Annotated in this window: 17 protein-coding genes; 9 read left to right on the top strand and 8 right to left on the bottom strand. The window is 61.5% G+C overall.

Features of this window, described 5'->3' with window-relative positions:
* Window positions 1-92: 92 nt before the first annotated feature.
* From KTJ89_RS09685 to KTJ89_RS09665, 5 genes are all read right to left on the bottom strand, one after another.
* On the bottom strand, window positions 93-2,213 hold the full coding sequence (locus KTJ89_RS09685; RefSeq protein WP_259357548.1) for an acyltransferase family protein: 2,121 nt from the start codon (window positions 2,211-2,213) through the stop codon (window positions 93-95).
* 163 nt (window positions 2,214-2,376) lie between these two features.
* Entirely contained in the window at window positions 2,377-3,300 is a 924-nt protein-coding gene (locus KTJ89_RS09680; RefSeq protein ID WP_259357547.1) for a glycosyltransferase family 2 protein, read from the bottom strand.
* A complete protein-coding gene (locus KTJ89_RS09675; protein ID WP_259357546.1) occupies window positions 3,297-4,127 on the bottom strand; it encodes a CDP-alcohol phosphatidyltransferase family protein in 831 nt (276 codons plus the stop codon). The genes KTJ89_RS09680 and KTJ89_RS09675 overlap by 4 nt, the downstream gene beginning before the upstream one ends.
* Window positions 4,128-4,192: 65 nt before the next feature.
* Window positions 4,193-4,582, bottom strand: a complete 390-nt coding sequence (gene tagD, locus KTJ89_RS09670) for a glycerol-3-phosphate cytidylyltransferase (protein WP_259357545.1) — start codon at window positions 4,580-4,582, stop codon at window positions 4,193-4,195.
* 103 nt (window positions 4,583-4,685) lie between these two features.
* Window positions 4,686-5,954 carry a CDP-glycerol glycerophosphotransferase family protein gene (locus KTJ89_RS09665; protein WP_259357544.1) on the bottom strand — a complete coding sequence of 423 codons (1,269 nt, stop codon included), beginning with the start codon at window positions 5,952-5,954 and terminating at the stop codon, window positions 4,686-4,688.
* A gap of 410 nt (window positions 5,955-6,364) precedes the next feature.
* Between KTJ89_RS09665 and KTJ89_RS09660 the strand changes: the two genes are divergently transcribed.
* Window positions 6,365-7,219, top strand: a complete 855-nt coding sequence (locus KTJ89_RS09660) for a magnesium and cobalt transport protein CorA (protein WP_374990266.1) — start codon at window positions 6,365-6,367, stop codon at window positions 7,217-7,219.
* On the opposite strand, the gene KTJ89_RS09655 is transcribed toward KTJ89_RS09660, so the two are convergent.
* Both KTJ89_RS09655 and KTJ89_RS09650 read right to left on the bottom strand, forming a co-directional pair.
* Window positions 7,203-9,065: a glycosyltransferase gene (locus tag KTJ89_RS09655; protein WP_259357543.1), complete on the bottom strand. Its 1,863-nt coding sequence runs from the start codon at window positions 9,063-9,065 to the stop codon at window positions 7,203-7,205. The two genes, KTJ89_RS09660 and KTJ89_RS09655, sit on opposite strands and share 17 nt — an antisense overlap.
* A gap of 108 nt (window positions 9,066-9,173) precedes the next feature.
* On the bottom strand, window positions 9,174-9,665 hold the full coding sequence (locus tag KTJ89_RS09650; RefSeq protein ID WP_259357542.1) for a CPBP family glutamic-type intramembrane protease: 492 nt from the start codon (window positions 9,663-9,665) through the stop codon (window positions 9,174-9,176).
* 82 nt (window positions 9,666-9,747) lie between these two features.
* Here KTJ89_RS09650 and KTJ89_RS09645 point away from each other — a divergent pair, with 82 nt between their 5' ends.
* From KTJ89_RS09645 to KTJ89_RS09625, 5 genes are all read left to right on the top strand, one after another.
* Window positions 9,748-10,623, top strand: coding sequence for a glycerophosphodiester phosphodiesterase (locus KTJ89_RS09645; RefSeq protein WP_259357541.1), 876 nt, complete (start codon window positions 9,748-9,750; stop codon window positions 10,621-10,623).
* 91 nt (window positions 10,624-10,714) lie between these two features.
* Window positions 10,715-11,476, top strand: a complete 762-nt coding sequence (locus KTJ89_RS09640) for a pyrimidine reductase family protein (RefSeq protein ID WP_259357540.1) — start codon at window positions 10,715-10,717, stop codon at window positions 11,474-11,476.
* Window positions 11,473-11,982 carry a flavin reductase family protein gene (locus KTJ89_RS09635; RefSeq protein WP_259357539.1) on the top strand — a complete coding sequence of 170 codons (510 nt, stop codon included), beginning with the start codon at window positions 11,473-11,475 and terminating at the stop codon, window positions 11,980-11,982. The genes KTJ89_RS09640 and KTJ89_RS09635 overlap by 4 nt, the downstream gene beginning before the upstream one ends.
* A gap of 142 nt (window positions 11,983-12,124) precedes the next feature.
* Complete coding sequence (locus KTJ89_RS09630; protein WP_259357538.1) at window positions 12,125-13,420, top strand: TrkH family potassium uptake protein; 1,296 nt, start codon at window positions 12,125-12,127, stop codon at window positions 13,418-13,420.
* Window positions 13,421-13,484: 64 nt separating this feature from the next.
* Window positions 13,485-14,225, top strand: a complete 741-nt coding sequence (locus KTJ89_RS09625) for a potassium channel family protein (protein WP_259357537.1) — start codon at window positions 13,485-13,487, stop codon at window positions 14,223-14,225.
* A 15-nt stretch (window positions 14,226-14,240) separates the two neighbouring features.
* On the opposite strand, the gene KTJ89_RS09620 is transcribed toward KTJ89_RS09625, so the two are convergent.
* The gene (locus tag KTJ89_RS09620; protein WP_101555752.1) at window positions 14,241-14,663 is read right to left on the bottom strand and encodes an organic hydroperoxide resistance protein; all 423 of its coding nucleotides are present in this window, start codon (window positions 14,661-14,663) and stop codon (window positions 14,241-14,243) included.
* A gap of 165 nt (window positions 14,664-14,828) precedes the next feature.
* Between KTJ89_RS09620 and KTJ89_RS09615 the strand changes: the two genes are divergently transcribed.
* The 3 genes from KTJ89_RS09615 to KTJ89_RS09605 all read left to right on the top strand — a co-directional run bounded on the left by KTJ89_RS09615 (window position 14,829) and on the right by KTJ89_RS09605 (window position 19,105).
* On the top strand, window positions 14,829-16,265 hold the full coding sequence (locus KTJ89_RS09615; protein WP_259357536.1) for an MFS transporter: 1,437 nt from the start codon (window positions 14,829-14,831) through the stop codon (window positions 16,263-16,265).
* A 98-nt stretch (window positions 16,266-16,363) separates the two neighbouring features.
* Window positions 16,364-17,950: an FMN-binding glutamate synthase family protein gene (locus tag KTJ89_RS09610; RefSeq protein ID WP_259357535.1), complete on the top strand. Its 1,587-nt coding sequence runs from the start codon at window positions 16,364-16,366 to the stop codon at window positions 17,948-17,950.
* A 57-nt stretch (window positions 17,951-18,007) separates the two neighbouring features.
* Window positions 18,008-19,105: a DUF418 domain-containing protein gene (locus tag KTJ89_RS09605; RefSeq protein WP_259357534.1), complete on the top strand. Its 1,098-nt coding sequence runs from the start codon at window positions 18,008-18,010 to the stop codon at window positions 19,103-19,105.
* Window positions 19,106-19,130 lie beyond the last annotated feature (25 nt).

The following is a 19,130-nucleotide window of genomic DNA, read 5'->3' as shown; positions in this document are numbered from 1 at the left end:
TCGGTGATCGGTCGTTCGTAGCAGTCGGTGGTCAAGAGCAATCAGGCACACGGTATACGACTTGACTGTCAGTTCGTTGAACCGCAGCGGTCTCAATCGAAGGTGCCGAGGCCTGTCTTGCGGAGGCTTGCGTCGAATTGCGGGGCAAGAGTCTGCGCATAGGTCGCAGTAATGTGCGCGGTGTCGAAATAGGTGATGACGCCGCCGATGACAGGTTCGCAGCGCCCCTCGGGGCAGAACCAGTCTTGGGGGTAGATGACCGACATTTTCTTCGAGTCTATGGTCTTCGCGGAGGCTGCGAGCGGGTCCATCCAGTGCCATGATTCCGGAGTTCCAGAGCACTCTTCGAGGTCGTCTTCGTGCTTGGCAACGCAATCCGGCACGGTGACACCTGCCCCGCCGGGGTATGGGGTATCCCGAATGACCACAACATCCAAATCAGCATCGACCCAGCGCTGCAGGATCTCACGATGTCCTTCAGGCGCCTTCTTCTCGGTTTCTTCCCAATCCATACCGTCCAGCGGCGTAGACTGCCGCTCCGAGGTGATCACTGCGTCGAAGCCGCCTTCGGTCGTTCGTTTCGAAACCCAATCGGCATAGTCCTGACATCCCTTGGTCTCCTCCGGTGTCGACAAGTCCTGAGGCAGGGTCGAAATGCTGCAGTTCGAGGCGAGGAAGGTGGTGATCGTCAGATCCTGTTCATCCGCCAAGCGCTCGAGCGTCGGCAGCCAATGGCCGGCGTGCGAGTTCCCGACGAGCGCGACGTGCTTCGACCCGTCTCCATAGGTGCATTCCGGTTTGCTTGCGTATGGTGCGCTGGCCCAGCAGCCATCGGCATAGGCTTTTGACTTGTCTTTCTTCGCCGCAGCGGGCTCCATCTGCAGCGAGTCCTTGTCTTCGCAGTTGGGGTTGTCCTTGGCGCTGGGAAGGAGAATCCCGGCGCCAAGGCAGGAGTCGGGATCGTCCAACTGGGCCTGCAGTTTGTCTTCGTTCTGCTCGACGATGGTGTTGGCGATGACCATCTGGCTGAGACCAAGTGCGGCAACGAGCACCATCGCCAAGGCCGCAAACGCGAAGGTCTTCTTCGAACTGCTGAAGAACGACGACTTGCGGAATCGGTTCTCGACCCAAGTCGTCGAAGCCCAGGCGGCGATGATCGAGACCAAGATGATAGCGATATTGTCCAGGACGCCGAGGCTTTCCGAGCGTCCGAGTTTGGCCGAGAGGTACGGCACGAGGACGATGAGGGGCCAATGCCAGAGGTAGACGGAATACGAGATGTCACCGAGGAAGCGCACCGGACGCAGTGACAACAGTGGGAGCACAGATGCCCGGCCCCGGGAGTCGGCGATGATGACGAGTGCAGTCGACACCACCGGGACCAGCGCGATGTAGCCGGGGAACGGCATGTCTGCGCGGATGAGGAAGGTGGCAGCCACAATTCCGGCGAGACCGATCCACCCGAGCACTGAACTGAATGGAAGCCGTTCTGGTCGAACATAGAGCACGAAGACGGCGACGAGGCCACCGGTGGCCAGTTCCCACATCCGGGTTGGGGTGATGAAGTAGGCCATTGCAGGTTCGTTAGCGGTGTACCAAACAGAGAAGACGAACGAGGCCAGGAAGATCCCGAGGACGGTGAATCCGACGAACTTCTTGGACCGTCCGAGTTTCGTCCCCACGAGGAAAGCCAAGCCGATGATCATCGGCCAGACGAAATAGAACTGTTCCTCGACCGACAGGGACCAGAAATGCTGGACCGGTGACGGAGCATTGTCGGCAGCCAGATAGTCGACGCTGGATACGGCAAAGTCCCAGTTGACGACGTAGAGCCCTGCGGAAAGAATCTGGCGCCCGGTATCGGCCCAAATCGATTGTGGAGCAACGAGGAAAGTTGCGATACCGACGAGGAACAGGACGAGCAGGGAAGCCGGCAGCAATCGACGAACCCGTCGTGCCCAGAACTTTGCCACGTCCCCCCAGCTCTGTGGCGGGGACTTGATGAGGTGGCTGGTGATCAGGAAGCCGGAGATGACGAAGAAAACGTCGACACCGACGAACCCGCCGACGAACCGATCGGGCCACAGGTGATAGAGCAGAACAATTCCCACTGCCAGGGCTCGCAGCCCCTGGATATCGGAACGGAATCCCGAGGATTTGGGCACGCTCGACCTCTGTGGGGAGTTTTCAGCGACGGGGGCTGTCGACTGCATCAATCGGCTCCACTCAGTTTCTCAGCCGGTTGGTTCGGACCCGACTGCGGTCCCTGTCATTACTCGCTTCTTTTGTACGCGGCAGACAGCATGCTCCCCGGAGACTCCTCCAGTTTGATTGCTGCTGTATCGACGCGCACCGTTCCGCCATAGCGGCGTGAGGTCACACGATGGGCGGCCGGCCGTGCCGGGACATTCGAAGTACACCTCTTCTTGACAGCTTCTGCCGGTCTTCGTCCTGACCCCACGGGTCGAGACGCCATCCGGCACGCCATCCTTCCATCCACGCTTTGAGTTGGTGTGGCTTGTTGGCCCACTTGATGAACTGCATCAATGTCCATGAACCCACATAGGCCCAGCTGAACGGCCACGGCAGATTACGCCGCGCCAGCCAAACTCGGTTTCTCGCATTCATGTAGAAGTATTCGTCGTGGCGCCTCGGGTCGATCACCGGGTGGGCGACGGCGAGGTCACCCATGTACCAGACGATGTAGCCGGCGTCCCAGACTCTCCACGCGAGCTCGATTCCCTCGTGCGCGTACCAGAACGGTGCCGGCCATCCTCCGCACTCGTCGAAGGCCCGGCGCTGCATGCAGACTGCGCCTTCCCACACCGAGAACACATTCGATGAATGGTCGGCGCTTCCCTTCTTCAGTCTGGGAATCCACCGTTTCGGTGCATCTGGCCCACCGGGCTCCTCAACCCTTGGCTGGATCAGTCCGATCTGCGGTTTAGTCCGCATCAGTTGTGCCATGCGCATCAGAGACGTGTCGTCCGGCAACCATGCGTCATCGTCAAGGAAGAACAGGAACTCGCCGTCGACGTGAGGGACTCCGGCATTGCGGCCGGCAGGGATTCCGAGGTTCTCTGGCAATCCCAGTTTCTTGACCTGGTCCGGTATGCCTTCCGGCTCCCAGCCGTTTCCTACGCAGACGATGTCGAGATCGACGCCCTTCTGCGCCAGCAGTGACTCGAATCCTCGGTTGAGGTCGTCCAGTCGCTTGCCTTGGCTGAGAACGACAACGCCGAACGTGTAGCGCCTATTGTCTTCGAGTCGCTGGGAGAGGATCCTAGATGACTCGCTCATGACAGCCTCCTTGATGCCATGATCGACATGAAGTGGCCGATGACGGAGAGCAGGCACAGCGGAGCCATGATGAGGACGAGCCACCGTTCGCCGAATAGGGGCTCAGCTCCTGCCGATACTGCTGTCGCGGTGACGATACTCGCCGCCAGTGCCATCAATGACATCTCTACCGAGTGGAAGATGCGGTGGAAAGGCACGAACCGAGCGATTCTCTTGAGAGTGGCAACGACTCCGGGGTTCAGTGCTGTGGCTTCCTTCGAATCCGCGAGCTTATCGAGTCCGTTGAATGCACGGGAGACATGAACCATGTCGTTGAGGGCTTTGTTGAGAAGCACCAATCCCGCCAGAACTGTTCCGGCGAGAAGCAGCGGGTAGGACCCTGCCGGGTCGTCGTTGAGGTTGTTCCACTCCCCCACAGCTCGGATTCCGAGCGCGACGGCCACCAGACCTTCGGTCGTATAGTGGCCGACCTTGTCGAGAAAGACGCCTTTGGCGCCGCTGGTTCCGCGCCATCGGGCGACCTCACCGTCACAGCAGTCGATGTACATCTGGACCTGCGAGAAGAAGACAGCAAGGACCGCTCCCCAGATGCCCGGAATCAGAAGGCTGAAGGCGATGCACCAACCGGCCAAGATCATCAGGCCGGTGACGCCGTTGGCGCTGATCCTCGTGCGGACGAGCAGCATCGTGAAATAGATCGAGATATGGCGGAGGTAGAGCTGCGCCGACCAGTGTTCCGCATTCTTGCGACTGCGAACCTCGACCGGCTGTGCTTTCGCCCGAAGCTCCGACAGTGTCGGATGTTTCGCCGGAGACTTTTCGGGCACGTCCGTTCCTCTCAGATCTATGGATGATGTCCAGCAACGATAGCGCGAAGTTCGCGCCGCTGCTGTCAGGACTTGCCCAGCTCGCTCTTGATCCGCGTGGTCGAGATCTCGGGAGTGCGCGGCAGATAGACGACTTCACACTTGTCTTTGAGGAAGTCGAACTTTCCGGTCCAGTCGTCCCCCATGACGAAGGTGTCGATATGGTACTTATCGATATCCGTCGATTTCTGCTCCCAGTTGTCCTCAGGCACAACGAGATCGACGTAGCGGATCGCTTCGAGCATGTGTTTGCGCTCTTCATAGGAGAAGTACGACTTCTTCCCCTTGCCAGCATTGAATTCGTCACTCGACAGCGCAACTACCAGGTAGTCGCCCTGATCCTTGCAACGTTGGAGCAGTCGAATGTGCCCATAATGGAGCAGGTCGAATGTCCCGTAAGTGATGACTCGTTTCATTGCTGATTCCGTCCAGAGGTCGAAGCTCACCCCGTGAGCCGCAGAATTAGTTCCGCGTTAGTTTATCATTCTGTTACTTCAGGTTAAGAAAATGTCATATGGCTCACTGAGCGTGCTTCAGACGACGTTCTTCCGAGCGATCTCGGATCACGCGTTCGCTTGATTCGATGAATCGAGCAGTCTGCGCACCGTCTGCTGTGTCGCCCAGATAGAACTGCGCTAATTCTGCAACCGATCCACTGCGCGAGACGGCCTCGTCAATGAGATCGACAACACTCTCGCGGCTCTTCGGGTCGACAGCTGGACAGCGATCCAGGAGCCCGCCATCGAGAACTTCTGCCTGGGGATCGTGCGGCTTGACCATGACCAGCGGCTTTCCGGAGGTAAGCCAGTCGAATGCCACGGATGTCATCTCGACGACCGCAAGATGCGCCTCATCCAACTGCCAGGACACGTCAGGCGATTCGTCGAGGAATCCTCGCGGATCGGATCGGACGATCTCGGCCACGTTTTCCACGGCCTTTTCGAACTCGCTGCGCATCACTCCCGTACGGGGATGCGGCCGGAAGATCACCCGGTAGCCGGCTTCCAGCAGCGAGGTGACGATATCTTCGCCGTTGTAGGCGATGGTTCCGTACGCCATCGCCCGGGAGTCTCCCTCCCAAGTCGGCGCATAGAAGACCACTTTGCCATCTGAGTTGCTCGTCTTGAACTCTTCCCATTCGGACGGGACCGATCGCGGACGGTCCAATTGTGGCCGTCCGACGTCGAGCATTCGATCATTACGCATTCCGTACAGCGTCTGCTCGATCCGATCTCTCGCGGCCTGGCCGGCGGTGAAAACGTAGTCGTATCCCTTGAGCTGGTTGGAGATCATCGAGATCTTCTCGCTCTCACCATGGCTCAAATGGACATGAGCGGGTTCCGGATAGCGCAGTGCCTGGAAGTTGCTTGTTCCCTGGTTGACGTAGAACACGGCTCGCAGGCTCGGTGACTGCATGAACTTGTCGAGTCCCTTGGTGAGCCGCGAGAACCGAACCGGAAAATCGGTAACTCCTTTGAGGTGTTTCGCGACCACAGCATTGCGGACGATGATGCCGAAGGGCTGCTTGCTGTGTCCCAGCTCCTTGAGACGCGCCTCAAGCTGCTTGAAAGGCCACAACCACTGTTCGAGCTGATAGACCGAGCTGAGATCACCGGCAAAATAGGCAGCCACTGCGAACTCGTCGTCGTCCTGAGGGTGAAATTCGTCAGGAAGCCGTGATTCGCGAACACGCTCACGGAGTCTCAGCGCAGCGAGTTTTGCCACCGATTGTGCAAAGTTGGCACCACGGACTGCGGTGTGCGGCAGATCTGCCGGTAGGAAGGTCATGGAGACTATTGTGCATGCCTATCTGTGTCCGACCTGAACTCGACCTCCGTTCCAAATGAAACTCAGTTCCACTGCAGTCGACTCCCACAAAGGCTATCCGCTAGTTTTGGTTGGGATTCTGCGAAAGGGAGCACATGTCACCTGAAAGCCGTCAGCGGTTCGATCGGCCGTCATTGCGGAAGCGCGCAACAGTTCCCTCTCAAGACAGCGCGCCTCGGGCTACGAAACTATTCAGCCGCAGGATCGTCAACAGCGAGCCTCAGGAGCTTCATACCGCGCATACGTTCCACGATGCATTGTCTGCACACACTGCTGATCGTTCTGAATCAGACGCGACAAGCACGATCACGCAGGTCGTCATTCCGTGGTCGACCCCTGAGCTTTTGGCCGGTATCGCTTCAGCCTGGGACTTGCATCCAGTACTCGTCGACGACCTCTTCCACGCGAACCAGCGGGCCAAAGTCGAGCGCTACGGAGAGGTGCTCTTCGTTGTCCTGAAATCAGCTGTCTACATCGACGCGAAAGAGGAAGTCGAGTTCAACGAGTTCCACCTGCTGATGAAGGACGATGTGCTCGTCATCATCTGCCAAGGTGATCGCTTCATCGACGGCACCCCGATTCCTGATGAGACCAGCGGTGTCGAGGAGTACTTCACGAACGAGAAGCGCAGCTGGACGAAAGACCGTGATCTGCTCGCACTCGGCCCTGAGGCACTCATCTATCGTCTGCTCGACACTGCAGTCGACGGGTACTTCCCTGTTCTCGACGGGCTTCAGGACGACAAAGACGGGATCGAGAGACAGGTCTTCAGCGGGGACACAGCTGCTGCCGAGCGTATTTACCTCCTCAGCCAGGAAGTCATCGACGTCCTTCACAACTCCACCCACCTCAATCGACTGACGCAGGCGTTGGGCAATGGGGCGGCCAAGTACGCGATCCCCGATGACCTGCGTGCCTACCTCGATGACGTCACGGACCATCTCACCAGAGTCCTTGCCGAAGCCGGAGAACTGCGCGAAGCTTTGTCACAGATCCTCAACGTCAATTCCACCCTTGTCGCTCAACGACAGAACGAGGACATGAAGAAGATCTCCGGATGGGCGGCGATCCTCTTTGCTCCAACTCTGATCGGTGCAATCTACGGAATGAACTTCGACGATATGCCTGAACTCCACTGGGCCTTCGGCTACCCGATGGCATTGGGGCTCATGCTTGGCCTAGGGGTCGTTCTCTACGTTGTCTTTCGAGTCAAGAAGTGGATGTGAGATCCATTCGGACGAGGCGACCACTGAAATTTCCGTGCTTGGTCGAATAGAGATGCACCTTGTCTGAAGACTTGATATGGGAGTCTTCGACGCAGGCGATGCGTAGTCGTTCAAACCCTCTCTCGAAAACGAGGTCAAGGGAGAAGTCAACGTATTCTTCCGTCATGTGTTCGATCCGAGAATGTGGAACCTCGGCCGTGATCAGGTCTCCACTCCGGCGAGCTTCGACTCGCCCATAGAAGGTGCCAGCCCGCGACTTCCAGGAGACGAACATCTGGCAGGGTGCGCTCTCCCCCAGTTCAAAGACTCTCAGAGTGATCGAGATTCCGTCGGCAGTCACTTCGGCAGATTGGACCTCGGCGCGCGCGTCCTCGGCGCGGATGATCGGAGCAAACGACCGTGCGGCCAGTGCCTCTCCCCACCGTCGAATAACGGGACGTTCGAAGAAGTCCGCTGCCCGGGATACGGCATTTCGGCGCATCGCTGAAACCTCGTCTTCGGACAGGGACAGGAATGTCGAGATCGCGTCAGCCAGTCCGTCGACGTCGCCCGGGTCGACGAGAAAGCCATTGACACCGTTCTCGATGATGTCTGCCGGGCCAAAGTCCACCGCGTAACAGATAGGAATGCAGCCCGCCGACATACTCTCCAGCACCACCAGCCCTTGCCCCTCGTATCGACTGGTCAAGAGGCTGAACGAGCTGGTGAGGAAGTTTGATTTCGCACCTTCAACGTGGCCGTGCAGTATGACTCGGTCGGCTGCGTTCTTGCTCTGGATAAGCTCGCTGAGCATCGGCCTGTCCTCGCCGTCGCCGTATATGTCGAGCGTTACTTGCCTGCCATGGGCTGCGACGTCGGCAACAGCGACGATCGCGTCTTCCACGCGTTTCTGGGGAGCCAGACGAGCGATCATGGAGCCCTTGTGGCGGGTCCGCGGTCGGTACGGATCTCCATGCAGGTCGTCCGTCAGGTTTGACACCGTTGTGAGCTTTCCCGCCGACAGGTCCAAACCCTCCATTGCGACTCTCTGCGAATCGGTGAGTGTGGTCGCCAAGTCGAAGCCGTCAAGATGACGGAGGTAGCCGAATTTGTCTTCAGCCAGTGCTCCGGTGGGCTCATCATCCGCATCAGCAAGAAAGTGATTGTGGTTGACGATGCAGAGAATCACATTGTCCCGCCGATATTCGTGGATGAAGTTGCCGACGAAGGCCGAGTCGCAGATGAGGTACGAATGCTTGTCCCCGATGACGACATCGAGCCAGGCCTGATAGAACTCACGAGCCGAGCCCCATTGGGCAATCACCTTCTGGTCACGGTCGAACAGTGTGATCCGGCGCCCGCCTCGGCGTCCGAATTTCTTCATGTCCTGACGATCGATGACAAGCAGATGCCCGCGATCGTGATATCGGTCAGCCTGGAGTAGGCGGTCGCCAGAATCTTTCCTCAGCTCAGTCCATTCCTGACCGGCCCGCTTGATGGCGTCATCGGCTGCTGTCGGATCGGGATCGACCGTGCCGACCATTCGACGCAGCTTCCTGTCGGGCCACGCGGTGAGGTCCTGCCACAGATTGTGAATCTTCACCTTGCGGTCGATGGTCCCCGACTCGCGGAGCTCACGCTCCCGATCCAGTTCTTTCATCTCCGGGCTCAGAGTCAGAATCTCAACACGGCGGTTGTCGAGCCGAGCGAAAGCGGAGCTCCGTTCAAGCGCGACTGTGGTCATGCCGCCGAAGTCGTAGCCGATTGTCCACGTCAGAGTGAAGTAGCTGCCTTCGGGCAGGAGGCCGCGATGAGGGAATCGATGGGGATAGGAGTGGTTTGGGGATGTTTCGGGGATGCTGTTCACTACAGAAATATAAGTCGAACGCGGCAACGGCCACCGTCGACACACCACAACCGAAAAGTGATGCGCATTTCACGAGGGACCTTTGCGGATTCCGACGCACACGACGGTTCATTGCGCAGCCGGACGGTCAAAGAACAGTCGACGTTCCTTGACGAGGATGATCGCCGAGAGGACGAGCATCAGGCAGGTCTGAATGATCTTCGAGTCAGGATCGGTCATGAAGATCTCCGCAGACATGTTCGCCGAGGCGTGGAAGACCACCGGAACCAGGATGCTGCGCCCGCACCGGTAGTACAGCCAGTTCATCACGAGCACGAAAGCCACCATCGAGACCGGGAAGTTCAGGGTCTGCAGCACTCCTGATTCGACGACCTCGTTCTGGTAGTAGCCGTCGATGAATGACAACGGCACATGCCACAGCGCCCAGATGAGAGTGATGTGATATCGGGATCGATCGGAGCTCTGCCGAGGGCGGGGTCGGTGACCATAGCGCAGAGAATAGAGTCCGGTCGGCGCCGAAACCAGGGATACACGTTCCTCAGTTCGATGCCCGCGAAGCAGGCGGACGGCAGTGGGGGCCGCCTCGGCGAGGTCAATCATTTCCCACCCGTTCGTCCACTCGGCCGATGACGTTCACGGCGGCTTCGCCACACGATCACTTGGGCTTCGTAGCGTCGCGGACGTGAATACACAGAAAGAGACATCCACACGCACCCGTCCGTACACGATTCTCGCCACTGCAGTTCTCGCGGCCTCGGCCACCTTCGGCGCCGGCCTCGCCCCCGCGGCAGCCGCCGAGCTCGGCTCCGCCGGTGAAGCACCGGGACTCGGCTCCCCCAGCGGCTTCACCGCCCCGGACAAGGTCGATGACATCGAATTCCCGACCACGATCTCCCACCGAGGCGGCGCCGACGTCTATCCGGAAGAATCCATGGAAGGATTCACCGCCTCGGCGAAGGACGGATTCCTCCCCGAGATGGACATCCAGTTCCTCGAAGACGGCACTCCCGTCCTCATCCACGACGACACCGCCGATCGCACTCTCAACGGCGCGACCGGACCCATCCGGGACCTCAGCCGGGAGGAATGGGACGCGGCCACGATCAAGCACCCGGCCGGCGGAGAGGAAGCCGCCACCGTCACCCTCGACGAACTCCTCGACGAAATGGGCGGCGAGGTCGTCATGGTGCCCGAGATCAAGCCCGGGGCCACCCCCGAGGAAGTCGACCGGGTCCTCGACGAATTCGACGAACGCGGGCTCAAGAACTCCCTCGTCGTCCAGTCCTTCGACTTCGAAGCGGCGAAGACGATCGCCGACCGCGGATACACCTCTCTCTATCTCATGGGGTCGACCATGCCGAAGGAGTCACCGGCAGAGATCAAGGACGCCGGCATCGAATGGGTGGGACCGAGCAAGAACCTGCCGACGAACAAGATGCGCGAACTCGACAAGGCCGGCTTCCACGTCGCCCCGTACACACTGGCGACCGCGAAAGACGGTCACCGTCTGCCCGGCTTCATCGACGGCTACTTCACGGACGACGCCTGGACAGACTGACTTTCTAGCGTCGACGAACAGTCAGCGAGGTCCGGGTGAGGATCGGAAAATCGTCGCCGCGAGTGCCGGCGAGGTTCAGTAGACTGCATGGATGGAGCCACTCGAACGCGGTGCCCCGATCCCGGACCCGCTGACACCCTATCTCGATGTCGACCGCACCCAGCCGCGGCACGAATGCTGGGTGACCGGTCACATGGTGGCTGGTCTCGACGGGACGGCTGCCATCCACGGACGCGTCGGCGCACTGTCGACAGAACCCGATCAGGACCTGTTCCGACGGATGCGGCAGATCGCCGATGTCGTCATGGTCGGCGCGCAGACGGTCCGCAGCGAAGGCTACGCCCCGATGCGGCTGAGCGAGTCCGCCCGAGCGCAGCGTCGAACGCGGGGACAGTCAGAGATGCCGCCGGTGGCGGTGGTCAGTCGCAGCCTCGACCTCGACTGGTCCTCACAGGTCTTCGCCGCAGCACCCGAGCACGCGCGCACCATCGTCATCACGTGCGCCGGGGCCGATCCGAATCGGCTGGCAGCCGCGGAAGAGGCCGCTACGGTCATCATCGCCGGTGACGACCGGGTCGAACCGGCGAAGGCCCTGCAGGCCCTCGCCGGTCTCGGCCACCAGGTCGTGCTCTGCGAAGGCGGACCACGGTGGCTCGGGGAGCTCGTCGCCGCCGACCGACTGGACGAACTGTGCCTGTCGATCTCACCGATGATGGGCGGCGATCCGCTGTCCGTGAGCGTCGCGCCGCCGGGAGCCGACATCGCACAGTTCTCTCTGAAATCGACGATGATCGCCGATGACACCCTCTTCCTCCGCTACGAATCGAAGACAGCAGACGAGGGACGATCATGAGTGCCCCTGGTCTCGACGACCTCATGGGATCAGTCGATCCCCCGCTCATCGTCGTCACCACCTCGGCGGAGGGCGAACGGGCCGGCTGTCTGGTCGGTTTCCATTCGCAGGCGAGCATCGATCCGGAGCAGTACTGCTTCTGGCTGTCGAAAGCCAACCACACCTACCGGGTGGCGCTGCGTTCAGACCATTTCGCCGTCCATTTCCCCTCCACCGCGGACAGTGAGCTGGCCCGGATATTCGGGTCACGCTCCGGGTCGGAGACGGACAAGTTCGCCGGTCTTGACTTCACCGTCACCGAGGATGGGGTGCCGCTGCTCGCGAACCTGCCGAACCGCCTCATCGTCGAACGCATCACGATGCTCGACGACGGAGGCGATCACGTCTGCCTCACGGCCCGTGTCGCTTCGGTGGAGGTCGCAGGCGTTTTCACCGCTCTGCGTCCGTCTCAGCTGGGAGATCTCACCCCCGGTCACGGCAACGAGGAACGGGCGATCCGCCCGTAAGCCGAGTACCGAACAGACCCCCTTGTGGCCCGGGGGAACATCGGTACTGTTGAACCTATGATGACAATGGCAGAGGTCATTCGGGGTCGATAGCATGCCGGCCTCGCATCATCCTCATCGCAATGCCATCGACCGTGTAGTAGTGACCTACCTTGCGGCTCTGCTCCTCGGCACAGGCCTGCTGATGCTGCCCGCAGCGACGTCCACTCCCGGCGGCATCTCGGTCCTGTCTGCGCTCTTCACCGCCACCTCCGCGATCAGCGTCACGGGCCTGGAGGTGCTCTCGACCGGAAGCGACTACACGTTCTTCGGCCAGGCCGTGATCCTCGGTCTCATCCAGATCGGCGGCCTCGGCGTCCTGCTGCTCACGACTCTTCTGGCCATGCTCGTCGCGGGAAAGGTCGGGCTCAGGCTCCGGGAGTCGGCTGCCGCCGAGGCCAAAAGCTCCGATATCGGAGGCGTCCGACCCATGGTTCTGCGGATCATCGGTCTCACCATCGCCACCGAGGCGGTCGTTGCCGTGGCGTTGTTTCTTCGCTTCTCCATCCACTACGGCGAAGAAGCCGGAGACGCGGCGTGGGACGCGGTCTTCCATGCAGTCTCGGCTTTCAACAACGCCGGCTTCGGTCTCAGATCCGACAGTCTCGCCGGCTACGCCACCGATCCCTTCGTCTGCACTCCTGTGGCAGCGGCGATCGTCCTCGGCGGACTCGGCTATCCGGCGCTCATCGAGATCGTCCGCCGCTACCGGACTCCGCTGGCGTGGAGCATGACGACTCGTGCGGTGGTCGCCGCCACTCCGGTTCTGCTCCTTGCCGGCACGGTGTTCATCGCCGCAGTCGAATGGAACAATCCCGGCACTCTGGGACGTTTCGACTGGTGGGACAAACTGCAGGTGGCCGCGTTCCAATCGACGACCACACGCACGGCGGGCTTCAGCACGGTCGATTTCGCGCAGCTGCACCCCGCCACCTGGTTCGTCATGGACATTCTCATGTTCGTCGGCGGAGGCCCAGCGGGAACCGCGGGTGGCGTGAAGATCACCACTGTTCTCGTGCTGCTGGCGATGACCTGGGCCGAGATCTCCGGAGGTACGGCCACGAACCTCTTCGGATCCCGTGTGGCACGTTCGGCGTACCGACAGGCGGCGACGGTCATCGTTCTGGCTCTCGCGCTCATCGCCACAGCCACCATCGTCCTCATGCTCGACGACCCGCGGCCCGGACTCGGCCGACTACTCTTCGAGGTCATCTCCGGCTTCGGCAACGTCGGCCTGTCGACCGGCATCACCGCCGGACTGCCCGGAACGAGTCAAGCCGTCCTCATCACAGTGATGATCCTGGGGCGACTGGGCCCGGTGACCGTCGCTTCCGGACTGGCACTGCGGGCCCGCGCCATCCGCTACGAGCTTCCGGTCGAACGGCCGCTCATCGGCTGAGCCGGGTGACCGGCACCGCTGCCTCCCAGTCAGACCCCACGCACTCTCGGAAAGGAGACCTGAGATGAAGAGCAGAAAGTGGCGCACGCGACCTGCGGCGTTCTTCTTGGGCAACCCCCTCCCCCTGGCCAGGGACGGGGCGGTCGCCGTCATCGGGCTGGGCCGCTTCGGCGGATCACTGGCCACAGAACTGGCCGCCTACGGCGTCGACGTCATCGGCATCGACATCGACGAGGCGGTCGTGGCCCAATACTCTGACAAACTGGCCTTCGTCTCCCGAACCGATGCGACGGATGAGACCGTGCTGCGCCAGGTCGGCATCGAGGAGGTCAGCCGAGTGATGATCGCCATCGGCAACGATCTCGAAGCCGGCATCCTCGTCGCTTCGAAGGTCCTCAAGATCGGGAATCAGCATATCTGGGCCAAAGCCGTCAGCCAGACCCACGCGGACATCCTCGGACAGTTGGGCATCGACAATGTGATCCGTCCCGAGAACGATATGGGGCGACGTACAGCGCATCTCATCCGCGGACACATGTCCGACTTCATGTCAGTCAGCGAAGACTTCGTGCTGGCTCGCACCGCCCCGCCGGTGCGCATCTCGGATTCGCCGCTGGCGTCGTTCGACATCAGCCGCGAGTACGGGATCAGTGTCGTCGCATTCAGACGCGACGGTGAGGACACCTGGAACATCGCTGATCAGGATGTCACTCTCTATGCCAACGACGAGATCCTCGTCGCAGGATCTCCCCGCGAAGTGGAGGACTTCAGCACCCTCGACGAAGAGGAGGACGAGGAGGGCTGAAGTCCTAAAGCGGTCTCAGACCGCGACGACCTCGACGGGGATGTTGCCGCGAGTGGCCTTCGAATAGGGGCAGAGCTCGTGGGTGCGGTCGACGAGCTTCTGCGCGGTCTCGAGGTCCACATCGGGGATGCTGACCTCGAGTCTCACCGACAGGCCGAAGCTCTCACCCTCTTTGCCGATCCCGACCTGCGAGTTGACGACGGACTTCGAGGTGTCGACGCCCTGTTCCTTGCCCGCCAGCCCGAGTGCGCCCTGGAAGCAGGCCCCGTAGCCGACGGCGAAGAGTTGTTCGGGGTTGGTGCCGCCACCCGGTCCGCCCTGTTCCTTCGGTGTGCGCAGGTCGACGTCGACCATCTTGTCATCGGTTGCACCGTGTCCGTCCCGGCCACCGGTGATCTCCGCGCGAGCAGTGTACGCGATGCTCTCAGGTGTATTCATTGTCTGCTCCTCACTATTGCTGATGTCACAGGTCTCCCGAGACTAACGCAGTTGCCGCGTTCCCGTAAGGGGGCGCAGAAGCCCTGGTCGCAGTGCTAACCTGCCGGCCAGAAGCCGTTGAGACATCACGGGGCACAGAGAATCGCAGACGGGAGGACAGACGCCATGAGCGAATCCGATGAGAAGATTCCCACACCCGACGGTATCGACATCAAGACGATGCCGCCCGGAGACAGACGCACACTCAGACGAGCCATCAGCGGCTCCGCCCTCGGAAATGCCGTCGAATGGTTCGACTACGGTGTCTACTCCTACGTCTCCGTCTACATCGCCAATGCGTTCTTCCCCGGCGAGTGGGGTGTGGCGCTCACTTTCGCCTTCCTCGCCCTCTCGTTCGTCTTCCGTCCCTTGGGCGGCTTCGTCCTCGGCCCCCTCGGCGACAAGGTGGGGCGCCAGCACATCATGGTTCTCACCATCATCATGATGACCATCCCGACGACGCTGATCGGCATCCTGCCGACCTATGCCACGCTGGGTGCGTTCGCTCCAATCCTCCTGCTGCTGTGCCGGATGGTCCAAGGCTTCTCCACGGGTGGAGAATACGGTGGTGCTGCTGTCTACATGGCAGAGTCGGCACCGGACAAGCGCCGAGGCTTCTGCGGTTCGTTCCTCGAGCTCGGCACCTTGGCCGGAACCGCCTCGGCGGCCCTGGTCTGCACCGTTCTGCTCGTCTTCGTCGGAAGCGACGGCATGGACGCCGGCTGGTGGCGGCTGCCGTTCCTGCTCACACTCCCGCTCGGCGGGATCGCACTGTGGCTGCGGATGAAGCTCGATGAGCCCGAGGCGTTCTCCGCGGCGACGAGCCGGCAGCAGACGACGAAGAAGCCCTTCCGAGATCTCTTCCGCGGTTACTCTAAGCAGATCACCATGCTCATGGCCTTCGTGGTCCTGCTCAACATCGGCCAGTACATGGTGCTCACGTACATGCCCACCTATCTCAGCAGCACCTTGGGCCATTCGGAGGTCGAGAGCAACTTCACCCTCGTCATCGTGCTGGCGGCGATGATGGTCGTCATCACTCCCCTGGGCAGGCTGACCGACACAATCGGGCGCAAACCGGTCCTCTACACCTCGGCGATCGGGTTCATGATCCTCTCCGTCCCTGCGTTCCTGCTCATACAGGCCGAGGGCACTGGCCTGCAGATCCTGGGATTGGGCATCATCGCCCTGCTCCAGGTGATGCTCCAGTCCTGCGTCTCGGCGACACTGCCGGCGATCTTCCCCACCCAGGTGCGCTTCTCCGGGTTCGCCATCGGCTACAACATCTCCACGGCGATCTTCGGCGGCACGACCGCGGCGGTCAACACCTTCGTCATCCAGAAGACCGGCTTCGAGCTCTTCCCCGCCGTCTACCTCGTCGCCGCTGGTGTTATCGGACTCATCGGCATCCACTTCTTCAACGAGACAGCCGGTCGGCCCATCGACGGTGCCACTCCCCCCGGCTCCGAAGACGAAGAGCTGGCCGAGATGGGCTACGACCTCATCGGCTTCAACGACAACGGCACCGACGATGACTCGGAGGACAAGAAGTCTTCCCACTGACGCCGCTGCCGCTTCCCAAGCACCGGTCGGAGGTCCACGATGGAGTGAAAGAGCGGGGCAGCTCGACCTCGGCTCGGATTCCAGTCTGAGGAGGACTCATGGGACGTTTTCTGCTGATCACGTCGACACTCATCGTGCTCATCGCGGTCGCCTGGGCAGCCGCCGTCGGACCGTGGGCATGGTGGGTCCTCGGTGCGGTGGTGCTCGCCATCGTCGGCGTGGCCGCGTACGACCTGATTCAGCGCAGGCACTCGATTCTGCGCAACTACCCGGTCGTCGGTCATCTGCGATTCCTGCTGGAGACTCTCCGACCCGAGCTCCAGCAGTACTTCATCGAACGCAACTGGGACGGACGGCCCTTCGACCGGGACATCCGCTCCCTCGTCTACGAACGTGCGAAGGGAATCCACGGAGAGCTCGCTTTCGGCACCGAACGGGACGTCAACTCCGTCGGCTATGAGTTCCTCATCCACTCCACCGCGCCCGTCGCGGTTCCGGACCAGACGCCTCGTGTGCAGGTGGGTGGGCCCGACTGTGCGAAGCCCTACAGCATGGCGCTGCTCAACGTCTCGGCCATGAGCTTCGGCTCTTTGTCACCCAACGCCGTCCGGGCGCTCAATCGCGGTGCCGACCTCGGCGGCTTCGCCCATGACACCGGCGAGGGCGGGATCTCCGACTACCACCTCGAGAACGGCGGCGACCTCGTCTGGGAGATCGGTTCGGGCTATTTCGGCGCTCGGACCGACAGCGGCGACTTCGACCCCACCCAGTTCGCCGACCAGAGCTCCCGCGACCAGGTCAAGTGCGTCTCACTCAAACTGAGCCAGGGCGCGAAACCCGGGATCGGAGGCGTCCTGCCCGCGGCGAAGGTCAACGCCGAGATCGCCCGAACCCGCGGCGTCCCGCAAGGCGAGAAGTGCGTGAGCCCGGCCGCCCACAGCGTCTTCAGCACCCCGGTCGAACTCATCGAGTTCATCGCCCGGATGCGCGAACTCTCGGGCGGCAAGCCCACGGGATTCAAACTCTGCGTGGGATCCCGCACGGATGTGCTCGCGATCTGCAAGGCGATGCTCGAGGTCGGGACCGCACCCGACTTCATCATCGTCGATGGTTCCGAGGGCGGCACGGGAGCCGCTCCGCTGGAGTACGAGGATCACGTGGGCACACCGCTCACAGACGGCCTGCTCACCGTCCACAACGCGCTGGTCGGAACGGGCCTGCGGGATCGGATCCGCGTCGGCGCCAGCGGGAAGGTCGCCGCGGGCAACGACATCGTCAAACGCCTCATCCAGGGGGCAGACTATACGAACTCGGCCCGCGCCATGATGATGGCTGTCGGCTGCATTCAGGCTCAGATCTGCCATACCGGACAGTGCCCGGTCGGCGTCACCACCCAGGACCCCAAACGACAGAGGGCTCTGCATGTGGGTGATAAGAGTGAGCGGGTGCGGAACTACCAGGAGGCGACCGTGCAGCAGGCCGTGGAGATCATGGCATCGATGGGCGTGAGCGATCCCACCGAGCTCTCCCCACAGCAGCTCCACCGCAACATCGGCCGCAACGAACACCTCTCGTACGCCGAGCTCTACGACTGGCTCGAGCCAGGAGAGCTGCTGGAGCAGCCGCCCGAGTCCTGGAGCAGCGACTGGGCGAGGGCCGATGCGGGAACGTTCCGTTCGGTCTGAACACAGGATTCAGCGACTCTATCCGACAAGGATCCTGGTCTGATACCGTTGCTCGACGTGATCCACGAATCCCCGCACGCGAACTCTGTCCCCGATCGAACGCAGCCGTCGAATCCGCAAGACCGCATCATCTCGATCGATGTCATCCGCGGCATCGCCATCGCCGGCATTCTGCTCATCAACTTAGGCTACTTCCTGTCCCAAGCCGGGCAGACAGAGGATCCCGTCGGCACCGACGCGGTGATCTGGCAGGTCGTCGACGACATCGCCCTCGGCAAGTTCCATTTCGTCTTCGCCATCCTCTTCGGCACCGGCGTGCACATCTTCCTGAACAGGCTGCACGCGAAGCATCGTTCGACCTGGGTCTACGTCCGGCGGATGATCATCCTCATCGCAGCCGGCATCATCAACTCGGCCCTCGGCGGCATCGATGTGCTCGCCTCCTACGGCGTCCTCGCGCTCCTGCTTCTGCCGCTGACTCGGCTGCCGCGCTGGGCCTTCGTGATTCTCGGCGTCGCGGCGGCGACGGTTCCCGACGTGCTGCAGCTGGCGTCGAGCCTCGGCGATCTCCAGCCGCCGGCGCTGCTGTTTCCCATCCTGTCGTACGTCCGGACTCTAGGGCACATGATGCTGGGGTTCTGGCTGACCGGTCTCGGCCTGTACTCCGCAGCGACTCGAATCCCGGTCACTGGACTCTTCATCCTCAGCCTCCTCGGCTCGGTGCCGATCTGGATCTGGACCACCGCTGCCGGGACCGGATCGACCGAGGCTCACGAGATCGCCTTCCGCACCGCATTGGTTCCCGGTCTCATGTACATCACCGGTCTCATCCTTCTGCTGCGCACCCGACTCGGCCGAAACAGCCTGTCCTTTCTGCGTCTGTACGGTCGGATGGCGTTCTCGAACTATCTGGGACAGACCGTGGTCTGCGTGCTGGTCATCCCGCTCCTGACCGCTCACGGGCATGTATCCGCGGCTGCCGGGCTCATCGTCTGGGCTGTCATCATCATTGCCCAGTGTGCATTCTCGACGGTGTGGCTGCGCTATTTCCGCTACGGCCCCCTGGAATGGCTGTGGCGCTGCGGCACCTATTGGGAGCTCACACCGCTCCGATACGCCGCCGACACTCGGTCGAAATCCGCCTCGCAGAGCTGATCGGTCTCAGGCGACTGCACGCCTT

Source organism: Brevibacterium sediminis (assembly GCF_024895295.1).
Lineage (GTDB): Bacteria > Actinomycetota > Actinomycetes > Actinomycetales > Brevibacteriaceae > Brevibacterium > Brevibacterium sediminis.
The sequence above is the reverse complement of the archived record's forward strand: the minus strand, read 5'-3'. Positions and strand labels throughout refer to the sequence as shown.

What these genes read in the sequence shown, in the direction of transcription:
- KTJ89_RS09685 (WP_259357548.1), bottom strand. Translation starts at nt 2,213, where the DNA reads ATGCAGTCGACAGCCCCCGTCGCTGAAAACTCCCCACAGAGGTCGAGC.
- KTJ89_RS09680 (WP_259357547.1), bottom strand. Translation starts at nt 3,300, where the DNA reads ATGAGCGAGTCATCTAGGATCCTCTCCCAGCGACTCGAAGACAATAGG.
- tagD (WP_259357545.1), bottom strand. Translation starts at nt 4,582, where the DNA reads ATGAAACGAGTCATCACTTACGGGACATTCGACCTGCTCCATTATGGG.
- KTJ89_RS09665 (WP_259357544.1), bottom strand. Translation starts at nt 5,954, where the DNA reads ATGACCTTCCTACCGGCAGATCTGCCGCACACCGCAGTCCGTGGTGCC.
- KTJ89_RS09650 (WP_259357542.1), bottom strand. Translation starts at nt 9,665, where the DNA reads ATGATTGACCTCGCCGAGGCGGCCCCCACTGCCGTCCGCCTGCTTCGC.
- KTJ89_RS09640 (WP_259357540.1), top strand. Translation starts at nt 10,715, where the DNA reads ATGGAGCCACTCGAACGCGGTGCCCCGATCCCGGACCCGCTGACACCC.
- KTJ89_RS09635 (WP_259357539.1), top strand. Translation starts at nt 11,473, where the DNA reads ATGAGTGCCCCTGGTCTCGACGACCTCATGGGATCAGTCGATCCCCCG.
- KTJ89_RS09625 (WP_259357537.1), top strand. Translation starts at nt 13,485, where the DNA reads ATGAAGAGCAGAAAGTGGCGCACGCGACCTGCGGCGTTCTTCTTGGGC.
- KTJ89_RS09620 (WP_101555752.1), bottom strand. Translation starts at nt 14,663, where the DNA reads ATGAATACACCTGAGAGCATCGCGTACACTGCTCGCGCGGAGATCACC.
- KTJ89_RS09615 (WP_259357536.1), top strand. Translation starts at nt 14,829, where the DNA reads ATGAGCGAATCCGATGAGAAGATTCCCACACCCGACGGTATCGACATC.
- KTJ89_RS09610 (WP_259357535.1), top strand. Translation starts at nt 16,364, where the DNA reads ATGGGACGTTTTCTGCTGATCACGTCGACACTCATCGTGCTCATCGCG.